General features: G+C 60.4%; 18 protein-coding genes. 13 read left to right on the top strand and 5 right to left on the bottom strand.

The features are described 5' to 3' along the window. The first annotated feature begins 123 nt into the window (after window positions 1-123). The 5 genes from ACJ8M3_RS06315 to ACJ8M3_RS06335 all read left to right on the top strand — a co-directional run bounded on the left by ACJ8M3_RS06315 (window position 124) and on the right by ACJ8M3_RS06335 (window position 4,926). The gene (locus ACJ8M3_RS06315) at window positions 124-1,275 is read left to right on the top strand and encodes an FAD-dependent monooxygenase (protein WP_033645813.1); all 1,152 of its coding nucleotides are present in this window, start codon (window positions 124-126) and stop codon (window positions 1,273-1,275) included. Continuing rightward, window positions 1,272-2,066: an alpha/beta fold hydrolase gene (locus tag ACJ8M3_RS06320; RefSeq protein ID WP_046686995.1), complete on the top strand. Its 795-nt coding sequence runs from the start codon at window positions 1,272-1,274 to the stop codon at window positions 2,064-2,066. Before ACJ8M3_RS06315 ends, ACJ8M3_RS06320 begins: the two co-directional genes overlap by 4 nt. Window positions 2,067-2,081: 15 nt before the next feature. After that, the gene (locus ACJ8M3_RS06325) at window positions 2,082-2,834 is read left to right on the top strand and encodes a maleate cis-trans isomerase family protein (RefSeq protein ID WP_016927838.1); all 753 of its coding nucleotides are present in this window, start codon (window positions 2,082-2,084) and stop codon (window positions 2,832-2,834) included. A gap of 9 nt (window positions 2,835-2,843) precedes the next feature. Continuing rightward, window positions 2,844-3,473 (top strand): N-carbamoylsarcosine amidohydrolase, encoded by a 630-nt coding sequence (locus ACJ8M3_RS06330; RefSeq protein WP_033634448.1) that lies wholly within the window; start codon window positions 2,844-2,846, stop codon window positions 3,471-3,473. Between the two features lie 142 nt (window positions 3,474-3,615). Beyond that, on the top strand, window positions 3,616-4,926 hold the full coding sequence (locus tag ACJ8M3_RS06335) for an MFS transporter (RefSeq protein ID WP_016927840.1): 1,311 nt from the start codon (window positions 3,616-3,618) through the stop codon (window positions 4,924-4,926). A gap of 71 nt (window positions 4,927-4,997) precedes the next feature. Here ACJ8M3_RS06335 and dcp read toward each other — a convergent pair whose 3' ends face one another. After that, the gene (gene dcp / locus ACJ8M3_RS06340) at window positions 4,998-7,199 is read right to left on the bottom strand and encodes a peptidyl-dipeptidase Dcp (protein WP_089197012.1); all 2,202 of its coding nucleotides are present in this window, start codon (window positions 7,197-7,199) and stop codon (window positions 4,998-5,000) included. A 292-nt stretch (window positions 7,200-7,491) separates the two neighbouring features. On the opposite strand from dcp, the gene ACJ8M3_RS06345 reads away from it, so the two are divergent. Beyond that, a complete protein-coding gene (locus ACJ8M3_RS06345) occupies window positions 7,492-8,745 on the top strand; it encodes an anti-phage deoxyguanosine triphosphatase (RefSeq protein WP_042784434.1) in 1,254 nt (417 codons plus the stop codon). Between the two features lie 64 nt (window positions 8,746-8,809). Here the strand turns inward: ACJ8M3_RS06345 and guaD are convergent, their stop codons facing one another. Both guaD and ACJ8M3_RS06355 read right to left on the bottom strand, forming a co-directional pair. After that, complete coding sequence (guaD, locus tag ACJ8M3_RS06350; protein ID WP_060660754.1) at window positions 8,810-10,120, bottom strand: guanine deaminase; 1,311 nt, start codon at window positions 10,118-10,120, stop codon at window positions 8,810-8,812. Further along, the gene (locus ACJ8M3_RS06355) at window positions 10,077-10,406 is read right to left on the bottom strand and encodes a hypothetical protein (protein WP_139120357.1); all 330 of its coding nucleotides are present in this window, start codon (window positions 10,404-10,406) and stop codon (window positions 10,077-10,079) included. The genes guaD and ACJ8M3_RS06355 overlap by 44 nt, the downstream gene beginning before the upstream one ends. A 142-nt stretch (window positions 10,407-10,548) precedes the next feature. On the opposite strand from ACJ8M3_RS06355, the gene fecI reads away from it, so the two are divergent. From fecI to ydfG, 5 genes are all read left to right on the top strand, one after another. Then, a complete protein-coding gene (gene fecI / locus ACJ8M3_RS06360; protein WP_046686988.1) occupies window positions 10,549-11,073 on the top strand; it encodes a ferric citrate uptake sigma factor FecI in 525 nt (174 codons plus the stop codon). After that, entirely contained in the window at window positions 11,070-12,026 is a 957-nt protein-coding gene (gene fecR, locus ACJ8M3_RS06365) for a ferric citrate uptake sigma factor regulator FecR (RefSeq protein WP_042784431.1), read from the top strand. Before fecI ends, fecR begins: the two co-directional genes overlap by 4 nt. A gap of 114 nt (window positions 12,027-12,140) precedes the next feature. Further along, window positions 12,141-14,492, top strand: a complete 2,352-nt coding sequence (gene fecA, locus ACJ8M3_RS06370; RefSeq protein WP_084710291.1) for a TonB-dependent Fe(3+) dicitrate receptor FecA — start codon at window positions 12,141-12,143, stop codon at window positions 14,490-14,492. A gap of 199 nt (window positions 14,493-14,691) precedes the next feature. Beyond that, window positions 14,692-15,213 carry a GNAT family N-acetyltransferase gene (locus ACJ8M3_RS06375; RefSeq protein WP_060660756.1) on the top strand — a complete coding sequence of 174 codons (522 nt, stop codon included), beginning with the start codon at window positions 14,692-14,694 and terminating at the stop codon, window positions 15,211-15,213. A 125-nt stretch (window positions 15,214-15,338) separates the two neighbouring features. Beyond that, complete coding sequence (gene ydfG, locus ACJ8M3_RS06380) at window positions 15,339-16,088, top strand: bifunctional NADP-dependent 3-hydroxy acid dehydrogenase/3-hydroxypropionate dehydrogenase YdfG (protein ID WP_089197011.1); 750 nt, start codon at window positions 15,339-15,341, stop codon at window positions 16,086-16,088. 36 nt (window positions 16,089-16,124) lie between these two features. On the opposite strand, the gene ACJ8M3_RS06385 is transcribed toward ydfG, so the two are convergent. Next, window positions 16,125-16,451, bottom strand: a complete 327-nt coding sequence (locus ACJ8M3_RS06385) for a YnfA family protein (protein ID WP_033650474.1) — start codon at window positions 16,449-16,451, stop codon at window positions 16,125-16,127. Window positions 16,452-16,599: 148 nt separating this feature from the next. On the opposite strand from ACJ8M3_RS06385, the gene ACJ8M3_RS06390 reads away from it, so the two are divergent. Then, a complete protein-coding gene (locus tag ACJ8M3_RS06390; protein ID WP_033633135.1) occupies window positions 16,600-16,968 on the top strand; it encodes a DUF1283 family protein in 369 nt (122 codons plus the stop codon). Between the two features lie 89 nt (window positions 16,969-17,057). Next, window positions 17,058-17,357 carry a DUF1161 domain-containing protein gene (locus ACJ8M3_RS06395; protein WP_033642988.1) on the top strand — a complete coding sequence of 100 codons (300 nt, stop codon included), beginning with the start codon at window positions 17,058-17,060 and terminating at the stop codon, window positions 17,355-17,357. Between the two features lie 50 nt (window positions 17,358-17,407). Here the strand turns inward: ACJ8M3_RS06395 and ACJ8M3_RS06400 are convergent, their stop codons facing one another. After that, the gene (locus ACJ8M3_RS06400) at window positions 17,408-18,895 is read right to left on the bottom strand and encodes an MDR family MFS transporter (protein WP_442514630.1); all 1,488 of its coding nucleotides are present in this window, start codon (window positions 18,893-18,895) and stop codon (window positions 17,408-17,410) included. Window positions 18,896-19,098: the final 203 nt, after the last annotated feature.

The raw sequence follows: 19,098 nt of genomic DNA on the forward strand, positions 1-19,098 counted from the left end.
TAGCGTGAGCAAGATCTGATTTAACACTTTTGCAACTTTGCGTTATCTAGCGTGTGCACTATAAATCGATCGTCCAGCCATGCGTTGGACCTACGCTGAAAAAAGCCAACAGACAGGGGAAACATGATGAGCAAACAACCACGCATCGCCGTCGTCGGCGCCGGGCTGGGGGGCGCCGCTGCCGCCGGGCTGCTGCAAAAAGCCGGCTTTACCGTCGATCTGTATGAACAGAGCCCGGCGTTCTCACGCCTCGGCGCAGGCATTCACATGGGGCCGAACGTACTGAAGATTTTCCGCCGCCTCGGTATTGAGCAGCGGTTGGAGCAGATGGCGTCTCATCCCGATTTCTGGTTCAGCCGCGACGCCGAAAGCGGCGACTACCTGTCGCGCATCGAACTGGGCGCCTTCGCCCGCCGGGAGTACGGCGCCGCCTATGTGACGGTACACCGCGGCGATTTGCAGGCGTTGCAGCTCTCCGCGCTGCAGCCCGGCACCCTGCACTTCGGCAAATGCCTGAGCAAAATTGAAGATCGCGGTGACGAGGTGGTGCTGAACTTCGTCGACGGCACCTCGGCCCACGCCGACATCGTGATCGGCGCCGACGGCATCAATTCGCGCATTCGTGAGCACCTGCTGGGCGCTGAAGCGCCGACCTACAGCGGCTGGGTGGCCCACCGCGCGCTGATCCGCGGCGAGAAGCTGGCGAAATACAATCTGACGTTCGAAGACTGCGTAAAGTGGTGGTCGGCGGATCGCCATCTGATGGTCTACTACACCACCCAACGGCGCGACGAGTATTACTACGTCAGCGGCGTCCCGCACCCGGCCTGGGATTTCCAGGGCAGCTTCATCGACAGCAGCCGCGAAGAGATGTTCGAGACCTTCGCCGGCTACCACCCGATCGTGCAGGCGCTGATCGAATCCAGCGAGCAGGTCACCAAATGGCCATTGCTGAACCGCAAACCGCTGCCGCTGTGGAGCGAAGGCCGCCTGGTGCTGCTCGGCGATGCCTGCCATCCGATGAAACCGCACATGGCGCAGGGCGCGGCGATGGCGATCGAAGACGCCGCCATGCTGACCCGCTGTCTGCAGGAAACCGGCCTCGGCGACTACCGCACCGCCTTCCAGCTGTATGAAGCCAACCGCAAGGAGCGCGCATCAAGGGTGCAGGCGGTGTCCAACGCCAACACCTTCCTGCGCACCCAGGAAGATCCGGCCTGGGTCTACGGCTATGACCTGTACGCGCAAGCGCTGAAATCGGAGAACGCCGCATGAGCACCTTCCTCTACGGCGCCCACGTTCACGCCAACGACATTCGCCAACATTACCTGCGCTACGGCGGCCACGGCCCGGCGCTGATCCTGGTCCCCGGCATCACCAGCCCAGCGATCACCTGGGGCTTCGTCGCCGAGCGACTGGGGGAAAAATACGACGTCTACGTGCTCGACGTGCGCGGCCGCGGTTTGTCGTCCAGCGGCCCGGAGTTGGCTTATGACGCAGAGACCTGCGCACAGGACGTCAACGCCTTCGCCGCCGCGCTGAACCTGGGCAGTTACGCCCTGCTCGGCCATTCGATGGGCGCCCGCTTCGCCCTGCGCGCCGCCGCTTTGCAGCCCGACGGCGTGCGACGGCTGGTGCTGGTCGATCCGCCGGTTTCCGGCCCCGGCCGCCGCGCCTATCCCGGCCAATGGCCGTGGTACGCCGACTCCATCCGGCAGTCGCTGCCGGGCATGAGCGCCGAGCAGATGCGCGCCTTTTGCCCAACCTGGAGCGAAGAACAGCGCCAGCTGCGCGCCGAGTGGCTGCACACCTGCTACGAGCCGGCGATCCAACGCGCCTACGACGATTTTCATCAGGTGGACAGCCACCGCGACTACCCGCAGCTGACCATGCCGACGCTGCTGATGGCCGCGGGCAAAGGCGGCGTCATTCAGCCCGAAGACCGGGCGGAGATCCGCGCGCTGCAGCCGGAGATCGCCATCGTCGAGGTCGAGAACGCCGGACACATGATCCCGTGGGACGATTTCGACGGCTTCTTCCGCGCCCTGGGCGATTTTCTGGATTAACTGAGGAACACCGACATGAGCAACCACTACCGCATCGGCCAGATCGTGCCCAGCTCCAACACCACGATGGAAACCGAGATCCCGGCAATGCTGGGCGCGCGCCAACTGATACGCCCGGAGCGTTTCACCTTTCACTCCAGCCGCATGCGCATGAAACACGTCAATAAAGAAGAATTGGCGGCGATGGACGCCGAGTCCGATCGCTGCGCGCTGGAGCTGTCCGACGCGCGGGTCGACGTGCTCGGCTACGCCTGCCTGGTGGCCATCATGGCGATGGGGCTGGGTTACCACCGCGAATCGCAGGCCCGGCTGGCGCAGGTGACGAAAGACAATCAGGCCGCCGCGCCGGTCATCAGCAGCGCCGGCGCGCTGGTCAACGGCCTGAAGGTGATCGGCGCCAAACGCATCGCGCTGGTGGCGCCCTACATGAAACCGCTGACCCAGCTGGTGGTGGACTACATCCAGCACGAAGGCATCGAGGTCAAAGTATGGCGCGCGCTGGAGATCCCGGACAACCTCGACGTCGGCCGGCACGATCCGGCCAGGCTGCCGGGGATCGTCGCCGAGATGGACTTACGCGAGGTCGATGCTATCGTGCTGTCCGCCTGCGTGCAGATGCCTTCGCTGCCGGCCGTCCCGACGGTGGAGGCCCAAACCGGCAAACCGGTGATCACCGCCGCCATCGCCACCACTTACGCGATGCTGACCGCGCTGGAGCTGGAACCGATCGTTCCCGGCGCCGGCGCCCTGCTGTCCGGCGCTTATTGAGGAGGCAGAATGAACGACACCCTCAGCGACAACTATCGCGGCGTCTGGGGCCAGCGCATCGGCTTCGGCCGGCGCCCGGCGCTGCTGGCGATCGACTTTATGCAGGCCTACACCACCGAAGGCGCGCCGCTGTTCGCGCCGGGCGTGGTGAGCGCGGTCGAGGAAAGCCGCGAGCTGCTGGCCTGCGCGCGCCGAACGGGAATTCCGGTGATCCACACCCATATCCGCTATCATGCAGGCCATTTTGCCGATGGCGGCTTGTGGGTGAAGAAAGCGCCGGTGATGAAAGACATGGTGGCGGGCAACCCGCTGGCGGCGTTCTGCCCGCCGGTGGCGCCGCTGGCCGATGAGGTGGTGCTGAGCAAGCAATACGCCAGCGCCTTCTTCGGCACCGCGCTGGCGCCGCTGCTGGTGGCGCAAGGGATCGACACGCTGCTGATGATCGGCTGCTCCACCAGCGGCTGCATCCGCGCCAGCGCGGTGGATGCGGTGCAGCACGGCTTTCGCGCCATGGTGGTGCGCGAGTGCGTCGGCGATCGTCACCCCGGCCCGCACGAAGCCAACCTGTTCGACATCGACAGCAAATACGGCGATGTGGTGCACAAACGGGAGGCGCTCGACTACCTGAACCGGTTATGAGTCAACGATTCACCTGCAACGACAATAACGAAGGCGCAAACAGCGCCTCACGCGACCGCCCGAAACAGGGCGGCGCCCATGCAACGCAAACACAACAGGCGCCTCCTGCGGAGGCCAACACGCACCACCTGGAGACAACATCATGGCCATTGTCGACACCCCGCTGGCGGGGAAAGCGGACGCAGAATCGCTGCTGCTGTACCGCAAAATCACCTGGAAACTGATCCCGTTTCTTTGCCTGTGCTACCTGGCGGCCTACCTCGATCGCATCAACGTCGGGCTGGCCAAGCTGCAGATGGCCGACGCGCTGCAGCTGAGCGAAGCGGCCTTTGGTCTGGGCGCCGGGCTGTTCTTCGTCGGCTATATTCTGTTCGAGGTGCCGAGCAACCTGATCCTGCAGCGCGTCGGCGCCAAGATGTGGATCGCCCGCATCATGATCACCTGGGGGCTGCTGTCCACCGCCACCATGTTCGTCACCACGCCGACCCAGTTCTACGTCATTCGCTTTTTGCTCGGCGTGGCGGAGGCCGGTTTCCTGCCCGGCGTGCTCTTTTACCTGACGCTGTGGTTCCCGACCTATCGCCGCGGCCGCATCATCGCGCTGTTCATGATCGGCCTGCCGCTCTCCAGCGTGATCGGCGGGCCGCTCTCCGGCTGGATCATGGGCCATTTCGACATGCGCCACGGGCTGCACGGCTGGCAGTGGTTGTTTTTGCTGGAGGGCATTCCCAGCGTGCTGTTGGGCGTGCTGACCTTCTGGCTGTTGCCTAACACTTATCAGCAGGCCAAGTGGCTGACGCCCGAGGAAAAACAGCGCATCGCCGACGATTTGGCGCGTGACGACGCCGAGGCCGATCACGGCAAGCACAGCTTCCGCGACGGCTTCTTCAACCTGAAAGTGTGGATGCTCGGCGGCATCGACTTCGCTATTCTGCTCAGCGCCTACGCCATGGGCTTTTGGATGCCGACCTTCATCAAAACCGCCGGCGTCACCGACATCACCACCATCGGCTACCTGACGGCGATCCCCAGCGTCGCCGCCCTGCTCGGCATGCTGCTGATCGGCAGCAGTTCGGACCGGCTGCGCGAACGGCGCTGGCATATCATCGTGCCGTTTATCATCGGCGCGCTGGCGATGGCCGGCAGCACCTTCTTCACCCACAATGCGTTGGCCACGGTGCTGCTGTTTTCCATCGCCCAGGCGGCGATCATCGGCGCGGTGCCGGTGTTCTTCAGCCTGCCGGCCACCTTCCTGCGCGGCACGGCGGCGGCGACCGGCTTCGCGCTGGCCTGTTCGCTGGCCAACATCGCCGGGCTGGTTAGCAATTCGCTGATGGGGTTGGCGCTGGATCTGACCGGCAAGAGCGGCGGCGCGCTCTGGGCCTTCGCCGGCTGCCTGCTGCTCAGCTCGCTGCTGGTGGTGGCCCTGCCGGCCAAGGTGGTGAACCGCTGAGCGTCGGCCACGCCAAAAAGACGAAGGGCGCATAATGCGCCCTTCTGTTTGCTTACCGGGAATGGACGAACTTACTCGTCCTTCAGCCCGCGGTTGATCAGCATCGGCTCGATGCTCGGCTCTTTGCCGCGCCAGTCGATGTACAGCTTCTCCAGATCCTGGCTGTTGCCGCGCGACAGGATCATGTCGCGGAAGCGCTGGCCGTTTTCGGCGGTCAGGCCACCGTGTTCGGTGAACCACTGGAAGGCGTCGTCCGCCAGCATTTCCGTCCACAGATAGGCATAGTAGCCCGCGGCGTAGCCGTTACCCCAGATGTGCTGGAAGTAGCTGGAACGGTAACGCGGCGGCACGTAGCTGAGATCCACCTTGTCTTTTTGCAGCGACTCGGCCTCGAACTTGTCCACATCCTGCTGCGGCTGATCGGCGGTCAGCATGTGCCAGTGCATATCCAGCAGCGCGGCGGACAGCAGCTCGGTCATGCTGTAGCCCTTGTTGAACTTGTCGGCCTTCTTGATCTTGTCGACCAGTTCCTGCGGCATCGCCTCGCCGGTCTGGTAGTGCTTGGCGAAGTGGCTGAACACTTTCGGATCGCTGACCCAGTGCTCGTTGAACTGCGACGGGAACTCGACGAAGTCGCGCGCGGTGTTGGTACCCGACAGGCTCGGGTATTCCTGATCGGCGAACATGCCGTGCAGCGCGTGGCCGAACTCGTGGAACATGGTGATTACGTCGTCATACGACAGCAGCGCCGGCTGCCCCGGCGCCGGTTTGGTGAAGTTGGCGACGTTGTAGATCACCGGCTTGGTGCCATTGAGCTTCGACTGATCGACGAAGTTGCTCATCCAGGCGCCGCCGCCCTTGTTGTCGCGCTTGAAGTAGTCGGTATAGAACAGCGCCAGCGATTTGCCGTCCTTGTCGAACACTTCATACACCTTAACGTCCGGCTGGTAGACCGGAATGTCCTTGCGCTCTTTGAAGCTGATGCCGTACAGCAGGTTGGCGGCGTAGAACACGCCGTTGTTCAGCACGTTGTTCAGCTCGAAGTAAGGTTTGATCTGCGACTCGTCCAGATCGTACTTGGCCTTGCGCACCTGTTCGGCGTAGAACTGCCAGTCCCAGGCCTGCACCTTGAAATCGCCTTTCTGCTGGTCGATCACCGCCTGAATGTCTTTGGCTTCACGTTCGGCGCGCGCGGTGGCCGCCGGCACGATGTTGCGCATAAAGCTCAGCGCGGCATCCGGCGTCTTGGCCATCTGGTTTTGCAGTTTCCAGGCGGCGTAGTTCGGGTAACCCAACAGCTTGGCCTGCTCGGCGCGCACCTTGGCCAGTCGGGAAATGGTCTGGCGGGTATCGTTGCCGTCGCCCTTCTCCGCACGCGTCCAGGAGGCGTCGAACAGCGCTTTGCGGGTATCGCGATCTTTCAGGCTCTGCAGCAGCGGCTGCTGGGTGGTGTTCTGCAGCACCAACAGCCACTGTTTCTCCAGCTTGCGCTCGGCGGCCGCCTGCGCTGCCGCGGCCAGCTCACCTTCGGACAGACCGTCCAGCTTCGCCGGGTCGGTTATCGCCAGCGCGCCGTTTTTGCTCGCCGCCAGCAGTTTGTTGGTGAACTGGGTGCTCAGCGTCGCCGCTTCCTGGTTCAGCGCCTTCAGCTTGGCCTTGTCGGCGTCCGACAGGTTGGCGCCCGCCAGCTCGAAGTTCTTATAGGTGACTTCCACCAGCCGACGTGACTCCGGATCCAGCTTTAGCGCATCGCGATCTTGATAGATGGCCTTGATGCGCGCGAACAGCTTGCCGTTGAGCATGATGTCGTCGTTCAGCGCCGCCAGCTTCGGCGAGGTTTCTTCATCCAGCTTCTGCAGCGCATCGCTGGTATTGGCCGAGGTCATGGCGCCGAACACGTTCATCACCCGCGTCAGCAGCGAACCGGCCTGCTCCAGCGCCACGAAGGTATTTTTAAAGTTAGGCTTGGCCGGGTTGTTGGCGATCTTCTCCACCTCTTCCCGCTTTTGCTTGATGCCCGCTTCGATCGCCGGCGCGTAGTCGCTTTCCTTGATCAGGTTGAACGGCGGCGCCTGGAACGGCAGACGGCTTTGATAGAAGAACGGATTCTGAGTCTTTTGCTTGTCGTGCTGATTGGCTTCACCGGTCACGGTAGCCTCCTTCGCCTGGCCGCTGGGCAGCGCGCTATGGTCGGCGTGAGGTTGGGTTTCTGCTGCCTGTGCCTGCGAGCCCAGCGCCATGCCGATCGCCAGCACCAATGTGGTTAAACGCATCAAATCGAAACTCCTCCATGTTCACGGAATAAGGTCTCGGGGAATGGCTCCCTCTGAGTCATCACCTAGCTTAGGCGCAGTTGGCAGTTTGAGCAAAAACAAGTGATTAGATAAAAAATAGCTTAATATTGATGGTATTCTTTAAGTGTGACAGAATTTTTAATAAATATCACTTAGTAAAGGTAATGTTATTAATTCTAACATTATGATTGCTATAGTATAGTGGAATGTCATTCACGAAATGTATGATGCTTTAATTAATTAATATAAAATCATTAACAAAGGAACAAAAATGGCAAATAAATGGTTAGAAAGAAAAGAGCCTCCATCAACTCAATGGAATGATTATGCTCGAGATCGAGCGAGAATAATTCACTCCGCTTCATTCCGTCGGCTACAAGGTAAGACACAAGTTCTTGGTGTTGGCGAAAGTGATTTTTATAGAACACGCCTAACTCATTCTTTAGAGGTTGCTCAAATTGGAAGTGGAATTACTGCTCACTTGAGTAAGAAATACAAAGACGATTTACCCATAAGAGATTATCTACCAGACGCAAATTTAATCGAAGCTCTAGGGTTGGCCCATGATATTGGTCACCCTCCGTTTGGGCATAAAGGAGAAGCAGCTCTTTCTGAGAAAATGTGGGATTTTGGAGGTTTTGAGGGGAACGGGCAGACATTAAGAATTTGTACAAGACTAGGAGAGTCATCAGAATACAACGGTCTTAATCTAACACGCAGAACACTATTGGGGCTATTAAAATACCCTGGTGTATTTAATGATCTTAAAGCATTAACAGGCCCAACAGAAAAGCCACCTAAGTGCATTCTTGACACAGAAAGAGGAGAGTTAGCTTGGATTATTGATATATTGCCAAATAGTGACAAGGATGAATTCCTAAGAATAGACAATATAAACCCCAGCAATGAAAACGGAAGAACAATTTATAAATCATTTGATTGCAGTATCATGGAGCTATCAGACGATATAGCCTATGCAGTACATGACTTAGAAGACGCTATCGCATTAAAAATAATCAATGCCGAAGATTTTCGCCTCTGGGCAAATGAAAATAATATAGAGGGATATATGAAATACATTGATGATTTGTTCGGCACAAACCACCCCAAAAGAAAGAAAGTCATAAGCGACATGGTACACAGATTTATTGATAGTGTTGAGGTGAAAAAACAAGGGTTGTTTAAGGAGCCACTAATAGACTTAAAGGCTTTTGTTAAAGAAGATATTTCCAAGGAAATCTCCGCATTAAAACGGCTAACTTATAAAAAGGTGGTAAATAAATATGAAATAAAAACAATAGAATTTAGAGGAGGGAGATTAATATCTGAATTATTTGATATTTTAAATCAAAATACTGAAAAACTTTTACCTGAGCGATATATAAACAGAATAAAAGAAAACCCTCAAGTACCAAAAGAAAGATTCGTATGTGACTTCATTGCCGGAATGACGGATAACTATGCATCAATGCTTTATGACCGCATATTTACCACAAACAGTGGCTCTATATTCTCGAAACTTTAACATCCTCAGATGCATCATATAATTGATGCATCTGAATTACATTCCCTTTCAAACACTCTAATATTTAACTTTGATAAACCACCTTACCGTCCACATAGGTGCGATAAATGTTGCGATCGTCCCCCAGGGTCATCAGCACAAACCCTTGCTCCATCAGCGTGGCGCTGTTGGCGTGACGCAGCTGCTGCAGCGGCGTGACCGCCGGATCGAGCACCACGAAATCCGCCTCTTTGCCGACGTTGAAGTTGCCGATTTTGTCGTCCAGCGCCAGCGCGCGCGCGCCGCCCAGGGTGGCATGATAGAACGCTTCTACGGCGGAGAGCCGGTAATGCTGCAGCTGGCCGACCTTGTACGCCTCGCCTAACGTGCGCAGCATATTGAAGGTGGTGCCGGCCCCCACGTCGGTGCCGATGCCGAGCTTCACCCGCTTGCGCCAGGCCTGCTGCAGGTCAAACAGCCCACTGCCGAGAAACAGGTTGGAGGTGGGACAAAAGGCGATCGCCGAGCGGGTATCGCACAGGCAATCCCACTCCTGCTCCTCCAGATGCAGGCAATGGGCGAATACGCTTTTATCGCCGGTCATGCCGTAGCGGTGGTAAACATCCAGATAGCTGCGGTGTTGCGGGAACAGCGCTTTTACCCAGGCCACTTCCTGCGGATTCTCGCTCAGGTGCGTCTGCAGCCAAACGTCGGGATATTCTTCGCGCAGCCGCTGCACCTGCGCCAGCAGCGCCGGCGTACTGGTGGGCGCAAAGCGCGGCGTAATGGCGTAACCAAGGCGGCCTTTGCCGTGCCAGCGTTCGATCAGTTCGCGCGTCTGGCGATAACTCTGCTCCGGCGTTTCCAGCAGCGCCTCCGGCGCATGGCGATCCATCATGACCTTGCCGGCGATCAGGCGCATGTTCAGCGCTGCCGCCTGGCTGAACAGCGCATCGACCGACTGTGGATGCACGGTGCCGAACACCAGCGCGGTGGTGGTGCCGTTACTCAGCAACTGCTGCAGAAAGAAAGCCGACATCGCGTCGGTGTGCTGCTCACAGTCGTAACGGCTTTCTGTCGGGAAGGTGTAATTGTTTAACCAGTCCAGCAGTTGATCGCCATAGGCGCCAATCATTTCGGTTTGCGGATAGTGGATATGGGTATCGATAAAACCCGGCACGATCAGCTTGTCGCGATACTCCGTGACCGCGAAGCCCGGCGGCAGCAGCGCCTCGCCCTGCCGCCAGCTGCCGAACCAGACGATGACGCCGTCGTTCAGCAGCAGCAAACCGTCGGGAACATGCCGCAGGCGTTCTTCGAGCTGTTGCGGCGCCTCCACACAGGCTGCGATATCAAAAAAATTGCCACGAATAGCCGTGGTGAATTGCAGTGCCATTATTTTCTTCCTTGTGACGACCGGCCAAGCCCATCCGCATAATAAATTGCGATGATGAAACAAGGCCCTTTTTACCCAAACGCAAAGACCGGATTAAGCATAGCAAGCCGTGTGCCAACAGGCGGCGATAAAATACATTTTTAAATAAAAACAATTGATTGGTAATTAACCTAAAAGCATAGGCCAGCGAAAGAGAATAAGACCCACGCTCAGTCTTCGACGGCAGATAAATAGCAACCGTTTGCTTGCCGAAATAACACCGCGCCGCTGCACCTTTAATGGGCAAACGACGCTCTTTACGACCGTCCGCTTTATTTCAACGCCGCGTCCGGGGGCGGAACCCCAGCCTGGAGGCAACGGCTAAACTTGAAACGATAACTATTCTCAATTATCATCCGCGCATCTTTTTGACCAGCAATGCGAAAACCATGTCCGCCACCGCCTCTGCCCCGCACGCCGCGCTGTCGCGCCTTTACGCCACCCACCACGCCTGGTTGCAGGGATGGTTGCGTCGGCGGCTGGGCTGCGCTTTCGACGCGGACGATGTGGCGCAGGACACCTTTATGCGCCTGCTGAAAAGCGACGCCGCGGCGACCCTGCGCGAGCCGAAAGATTTTCTGGTCACCGTCGCCAAGCGGGTGATGGTCGATCTGTTCCGCCGCAGAACGCTGGAGCGCGCCTATCTTGAGATGCTGGCGCTGATCCCGGAAGGCTACGCCCCGTCGCCGGAGCAGCGCCAGAGCCTGCTGGAAAGCCTGCAGCAGATCGACGCCATGCTCGACGGCCTGGGGCCGAAGGTAAAACAGGCCTTTCTGTTGTCGCAGCTCGAAGGCCTGGGCTATGCGGACATCGCCGCGCGCCTCGGCGTGTCGGTCAGTTCGGTTAAAAAATACATGGCCAAAGCCACCGAGCATTGCCTGCTGTTCATCCTCGAAAACGACGTTTATTCATGAGCAACGCCATCACCCCCGAGCAGCGCCAGGCGCTGAAAATGGCCGCACACTGGTATGCCCTGCTGTGCGACGAGCACGTCACCGAACGCCAGCGCCAACAGTGGCAAGCCTGGCACCAGCAGCATGACGATCACCGCTGGGCCTGGCAGCGCGTCGAAGCGTTGCAGAGCCAGCTGCAGGGCGTGCCGGGCAAATTCAGCTATCGCGCGCTCGATCGCGCCGGCCGTCAATCGGCGATCGATCGCCGCACCCTGCTGAAAAGCCTGCTGCTGTTGCTCGGCGTGGGCGGCGGCGGCTTCTTCTACCGGTCGCCGCTCGGCCAGGAGCTGCGCGCCGACTACCGCACCGCCACCGGCGAAATCAAACCCATTGTGTTAAGCGACGGCACCCAGCTGGTGCTGAACACCGCCAGCGCGGTGGACGTGCATTACGACGATCGCCAACGGCTGATCCGCTTGCACGCCGGGGAAATCAGCCTGGTTACCGGACGCGATGCCCGGCCGCTGTGGGTGCAGAGCCCGCAAGGGGCGATGCGCGCGCTCGGCACCCGTTTTTTGGTGCGCGAGAGCGGCGGCGAAACGCGCCTGACGGTGCTGGAGCATGCAGTCGAAGCGCAGCTGGCGCAAGACGCGCAACAAAAGCGCCGGGTGAACGCCGGCGAACAGATAAGCTTCAGCGCGGCGGCCTTCAGCGATAAGCAACCGGCTACGGCGGAAGACGGCTGGCTGCACGGGGTGCTGAGCGTCAGCCAGTGGCGGCTGGACCGGGTGATCGCCGAACTGGCGCGCTATCGGCGCGGCCACCTGAGCTGCGATCCGGCCGTTGCCGGCCTGCGCGTCAGCGGCAGTTTCCCGCTCAACGATACCGATCGCGCCCTCGCCCTGCTCAGCCAGACGCTGCCGGTACGCCTGCAAAGCTTTACCCGCTATTGGTTGCAAATCGTCCCCGCCTGAATTTTTTAAATGAAAATGATAAAAAATCGCATTCTTGATTGTCCCTTTTGCTTTGCTCATCCGACTCCCAGGAAAACACTGCAGCAATAAATAAAAAATGATTCAGGAGAAGGTATGAACAACGCTTGGGGAAAGGTCGCTCCGGCTTCGCTTTGGGGAAAACGGGCCACGCCGCTGGCCGTGGCCATTGGCCTGGTCTTCGCTGCACCGCAGATGGCGAGCGCCGCCAGCACCGCTGCCGCCTATCACATTCCGGCCGGTGAGCTGGACGGCGCGCTGAACGCTTTCGCCGCGCGCGCCGGCATCGCGCTCTCGGTGGACGGCGCACTGACCGCCGGTAAACGTTCGCCGGGCCTGAGCGGCAGCTACGGCGTCGATGACGGCCTGAACGCCCTGCTGGCGGGCAGCGGCCTGCAGGCTAAAGCGCTCGGCAACAACGGCTACACGCTGGCCAAACTGCCGCAGCCGCAGAAAGAAGAAGACATCACCGTGGTCGGCGACTGGCTGGCGGAAGGCCGTCAGGCAGACGTGTTCGAACACCCCGGCGCGCGCGACGTAGTGCGCCGCGAAGACTTCGTCAAAACCGGCACCACCACCGTGCGTGAAGCGTTGAACCGCGTGCCGGGCGTGGTGGCCCCGGAAAACAACGGCACCGGCAGCCACGATATGGCGCTGAACTTCGGCATACGCGGCCTCAACCCGCGCCTCGCCAGCCGCTCCACCGTGCTGATGGACGGCATCCCGGTGCCCTTCGCCCCTTACGGCCAGCCGCAGCTGTCGCTGGCACCGGTCTCGCTCGGCAATATGGATGCGATTGACGTGGTGCGCGGCGGCGGCGCGGTGCGCTATGGGCCGCAGAGCGTCGGCGGCGTCGTCAACTTCGTTACCCGCGCCATCCCGAAAACCTTCGGCCTGGAGGCCGGCATGCAGGGGCAGCTCAGCCCGACCTCGCGCCAGGATCACCCGAAAGGCACCGGCAACCTGATGATCGGCGGCACCGCCGACAACGGCTTCGGTGCGGCGCTGCTTTACTCCGGCACCCGCGGCAGCGACTGGCGCGAGCACAGCGCGACCAAGATAGACGACGTGATGCTGAAAAGCCGCTACGCCCCGAACGAGGTGCACACCTTCAACAGCCTGCTGCAATACTACGAAGGCGAAGCGAACATGCCGGGCGGCCTGAGCCGGGCGGACTACAACGCCAACCCGTTCCAGTCTACGCGCCCGTACGACAAGTTCTGGGGCCGCCGCCAGTTGGCGAACTTCGGCTACCAATATCAGCCTGATCAGCAGCATAAGTTCGACGTGCAGAGCTTCTACACCTACACCCTGCGCAGCGGCTATCTGGATCAGGGCAAGAACCTGACGCTGTCGCCGCGCGAATACTGGGTGCGCGGCGTAGAACCGCGCTACAGCCAGAGTTTCCGCTGGGGAGATTCCGCCCATGAGGTCGGCGTCGGCTACCGTTACGTCAGTGAGTCCACCCATGAGCTGCGCTACACCAGCAAGGCCAGCACCGGCAGGCTGCCGTCCACCGCCAGCCCGTACGATCGCGACACCCAGTCCGGCACCGAGGCGCACGCCTTCTATCTCGACGATCGCATCGACATCGGCGACTGGACCATCACGCCGGGCATGCGCTACGAGTACATCAAGTCGTATCAGAACAACTACATCAAGAATAACCGCCTCGACGTCAGCTATAACGCGCCGCTGCCGGCGTTGAACGTGATGTATCACCTGAACGAATACTGGAACCTGTACGCCAACACCGAAGGCTCCTTCGGCACCGTACAATACAGCCAGATGGGCAAAGCGGTCGACAGCGGCAAGATTGAACCGGAGAAGGCGCGCACCTGGGAACTGGGCACCCGCTACGCCGGCGATGCGCTGACCGGCGAGATCGGGCTGTTCCTGATCAACTTCAACAACCAGTACGATTCCAACCAGGTGACCGACAGCGTGACCGCGCGCGGCAAAACCCGCCACGCCGGGCTGGAAGGCAGCCTGCGTTACGATCTGTCGCAGCTGACGCCGAAACTGGACGACCTGACCGCCTACGCCAGCTACGCCTACGTCAACGCCACCATCCGCGAAGACGGCGGCTACAAGGGCAACCAGGTGCCGTTCTCGCCGAAGCATAAAGGCACCCTGGGGCTGGACTACACGCCGGGCAACTGGGCGTTTAACCTTAACGGCGAGTTCCAATCCAACCAGTTCGCCGACAACGCCAACACCGTGGCGGAAAGCGCCGACGGCAGCACCGGCCGCATTCCCGGCTATATGCTGTGGGGCGTGCGCGCCGCCTATGATTTCGGCCCGGAAATGGCCGGCCTGAATCTGGGCGTCGGCGTGAAAAACCTGTTCAACCACGAGTATTTCACCCGCGCCTATGACGACAACAACAAAGGTCTGTACATCGGTCAGCCGCGCACGATCTATCTGCAAGGTTCGGTGAAGTTCTGATCCTCAACGGCGGGCGCGGTTAACCGTGCCCGCCGCCTTTCCCGTCGACGTGACGACGTCACATAAAACCGTTCCTCCGCGTCGCCGCAGCGGCGAAAAATAAGTCGCTTCTGACGCCAATACGCGTAATATCGACGATCCGCCCCGATTTATGTGCGCGGATTTTTTGCCGTTATGGCCTGAAAAGCGAGGAAATAAAATGAATCACAATGACCTTTCTCAGTGCCGCGTTGACACCGACCGTTTGTTGATTGCCCCCTTTACCGCAGCAGACGCCGACGATGTTTACCAGGCGATCACCCCCACGCTGACGCGCTTTATGACCTTTGAGCCGGAGGCGTCGCCGGAAGATTTCGCCAACGTTTGGCAAAGCTGGCTGCCGCTGATGCGCGAAGGCGAAGAAGTGATCTTCGTCGCCCGCCGGCGCGAAGACCGGCAGTTTGTCGGCGTCGGCGGCGCGCACAACCTGCGCAGCCCCACCCCGGAGCTGGGCATCTGGGTGAAAGAGAGCCTGCATGGCCAGGGCTACGGCCGCGAAATCGTGCAGGGCATCGCGCGCTGGGCCAGCGAGCGCTTTCAGCCGCCGCACTTTCTCTACCCGGTGGCCGAGCAGAATACCGCCAGCCGCCGCCTCGTCGAGTCGCTGGGCGGCGTGCTGGCAGGCCGTTGCGAACGCATCAAGTATGACGCCGTGGTCTACCACCTGCCGCCTCAGCGCTAATCAGCATCGGGCCGCTGGCCCGGTGTGACCTTTTTTCCTTTCCGCCGTGATAACCGCTGCCACTGCCTGCGGGTTTGTGCTAATGATAGAAGCATGTAGGGTAAAAACAGTTGAGGAACAGCAACATGATTATATTTGTTACCGGCGCCACCTCCGGTTTCGGCGAGGCCATTGCGCGCCGTTTTATCCGTGAAGGCCACCAGGTGATCGCCGCCGGGCGCCGCCTTGAGCGTCTCGAAGCGCTGCAGGAAGAATTGGGGGAAGCGCTGCACATCGTGCGGCTCGACGTGCGCAACCGCGCCGCCATTCAGCAGGTGATAGAAGCGCTGTCGGCCGAGCTGCGCCAGATCGACGTGCTGGTGAACAACGCCGGGCTGGCGCTGGGGCTGGAGCCGGCGCACAAGGCCAACGCCGATGACTGGGAAACCATGATCGACACCAACGCCAAAGGGCTGGTGAACATGACCCGCGCGCTGCTGCCCGCCATGGTCGAGCGCAACGTCGGCCACGTGATCAACATCGGTTCCACCGCCGCCAACTGGCCCTATGCCGGCGGCAACGTGTACGGCGCCACCAAGGCGTTCGTCAAGCAGTTCAGTCTGGGCCTGCGCGCCGATCTGCACGGCACGCGCATCCGCGTGACCGATATCGAGCCGGGCCTGGTGGGCGGCACCGAATTCTCCAACGTGCGCTTCAAGGGCGATGACGGCAAGGTCAATAAAACCTACGAAGGCGCCGATGCGCTGACGCCGGAAGACATCGCCGAGTCGGTATTCTGGGTCGCCACGTTGCCGGCGCGCGTCAACATCAACACGCTGGAAATGATGCCGGTCAGCCAGTCCTTCGCCGGGCTGAACATCCACCGCGGCGCCTGAGCCCTGTCGGCGGGAGGCGACTCCCGCCGTGTTTCCTCAGGCCGCGCGCCAGCCGGAAACAATAATCAGCATGCCCGCCAGCGCCACCCCGGCGCCGACCCAATCCAGCGTAGACAGCTTCACGCCGTCCACCACTCGCAGCCACAGCAGCGCCGTCGCCACATACACGCCGCCATAGGCCGCGTAGACCCGCCCGCTGGCCGCAGGATGCAGCGTCAACAGCCAGACGAACAGCATCAGGCTCAAGGCCGCCGGCAGCAGCAGCCAGGCGCTGCCCTGCTTCTTGAGCCACAGGTAAGGCAGGAAACAGCCGATAATTTCAGCGAGCGCAGTGGCGAAAAACAACAGCGTAGTTTTTAACATCGGTCGCAGTTTTCTCTCGATAAAGTAAACGAATCGGCGCTTGGCTGGTGAATTCCAGGAGCGCAGTGGTATATTTGTCACCACGCCTGCGGGCGAGGTAACGCCAGTGCCGCCTTCATCAGGCGCACTCACTCATAAGGATGAAACGATGAAAACATTTTCGACCCAACGACTGCTGCGCGGGATGCTGCCGGTCGCCATGCTGGCCGTAATGGGCGCCTGGCAGGCGCCGGCGCTGGCTGCCACCTGCACTCAGGGCAGTACCTGCGTCACCGTCGATGGCAAAGGCAGCGGCGCGATGAGCACCGAAGAAGCGCGCCAGAGCAAAGAGCAGTGGAATGATACCAAATCCCTGCGCCACAAGGTTAACACCCGCGTCGAGAAAGAATTCGACAAGATCGATCGCGCGGCGGATGACGAAGATCGCTGCAACGACAGCAACAACGTCAACGCCTACTGGGAGCCGGACACCCGTAAATGTCTGGATCGCCAGACCGGGCGTCGGATTAATCCTTAATCCGCCTGCGGCGGGCGGGCAAGCGTGAAACCCGGCCGCCGTTGCTGCTATCCTGTTACAGGAAGTCCATTGTCTAAAAGGATGACGTGATGAAAAAAACGCTGATATTAACCGCTGTGTTGCTGGCCGGCGCGCCGATAGCGGCCCTGGCCTCCTGCGAAAGCGTGAAAGCGGACATTTCGCAAAAAATCGTCAATAACGGCGTGCCGGAGTCCGGCTTCAAACTGGAGATCGTGCCAAACGATCAGGCCGATCAAGCGGGCGGCCAGGTGGTCGGCCACTGCGAAAACGACACCCAGAAGATCGTCTACACCCGCCTGAACAACGGCGACGATCGCGGTGATGCGGCGCAGACCGGCACCAGCCAGGATACCTCCAACACGCAGTAAGCCGCACCGGCTACCAGGGCGCTCTGCAGCAGCGCCCGCTCCTTCTTTCCTTACGCCTGTTCCGCCTCTTCCTCTTCGCCCTGCGGCCGACAACGCGCCGGGATCAGCATCGCCGCCGCCAGCGCCAGCAACGACACCAGCGCCGAAACCAGAAACACCCAATGCAGCGAAGCCGCCACTTGCTGGGTCAGCTGCGCCAACGCCTCGCTCCCCATGCTCTGGCGCACCGCCGGTTCCATCAGCCGCTGCACCGGATCGTCAATCTCCGGCAAACGCCACTGCAGGTTGAGATTCAGCGTCGCGCCCAAAATCGCGGTGCCGATGGCCGAGCCCACCATGCGGGTAAACACCGTACAGGCGGTGGCGATGCCGCGAATGCTGTAATGCGCCGCGTTCTGCACCGAAACCAGAAACGTAGTATTGCACAGCCCCATGCCGGCGCCGACCATAAACGCCGCCACCCGCCCCCACAGCAAGCCGCCCTCCGGCTGCAGCAGCAGCAAGATCAGGCCGCCCGCCACCAACAACAGCGCGCCCAGCAGCGCCGTGGCGCGGTACGAGGTCATCAGCATCAAGCGGCCGCTCAGCGTGCTGGCCAGCGGCCACCCGATCGACATCAGCGCCAGCGTGGTGCCCGCCTCCAGCGGCGAGCCCCCCATCACGCCCTGAATGAAGGTCGGCAGAAAGGCGCTGATGCCCATCATCGCCGCGCCGATCACCAGCCCGCCGATGTTACCGGCGACGATCACCCGGCTTTGCCACAGCGCCAACGGGAACAGCGGTTCGACCGCGCGCCGCTCCTGGCGGACAAGCAGCGCCAGCGCCGCCGCCGCCAGCGCAAACAGCGGCACCACCCACCAGCCCAGGCTTTCCATCTGCAACAGCGCCAGCAGCAGCGCCGAAACGAACAGCGTCAGCCAGGCGGTGCCGGCCAGATCCAGCGCGTGCTGGCGCAATGGCTGATGCGACGGCAGATAGCGCCAGAGGAAGAACATCGCCAACAGGCCGATCGGCAGGTTGACCCAGAACACCAACGCCCACGGCAAATGTTGCACGATAAACGCCCCCAACAGCGGGCCGATGATCGCCGACACGCCCCACACGCTCGACAGGTATCCCATCACCTTCGGCCGTTCGGTGGCGCTGTAGATATCGCCGATGATGGTAGAGGCGATCGGCATGATGGCGCCGGCGCCCAGCCCCTGCAGCAGACGAAAGCCGATCAGCCAATACATGTCGGGGGCGAAACCGCACAGTACCGATCCCAACAGGAACAGCGTGGCGCCGAAGAAGAACACCCGTTTGCGGCCGTAGAGATCCGCCAGCCGCCCGTAGATGGGAATGGTGATCGCCTGCGACAGCAAATAGACCGCGAACACCCAGCCCAGCAGCGAGAAACCGCCGAGATCGCCGATGATGGTCGGCATGGCGGTGGCGACGATGGTGGCTTCGATCGCCGACATGAACATCGCCAGCATGCAGGCGATCAGAATCAGCGGGCGGTGAGCGATGGGTGCGGGTGAAACGTTATTTGTCATGGCGTTATGCAGGTTTCCTGGCGTTTTTGTTTTCCCTGAGTATATCAGCAAGCGCCTACACCGAGTCTATCCGCCCTCACATCCCGTCTTCGCCGACGGCGGATCGCACCATTTGGACTTGTTGTTACGGCGTAACGTTATGCGGCGGATTTTTTTCACTTTCCCCCCATCCCAGCGCTGACGCGGGCTGACACGCCGATTGG

The organism is Serratia sp. CY55921, from assembly GCF_052167655.1.
Lineage (GTDB): Bacteria > Pseudomonadota > Gammaproteobacteria > Enterobacterales > Enterobacteriaceae > Serratia > Serratia ureilytica.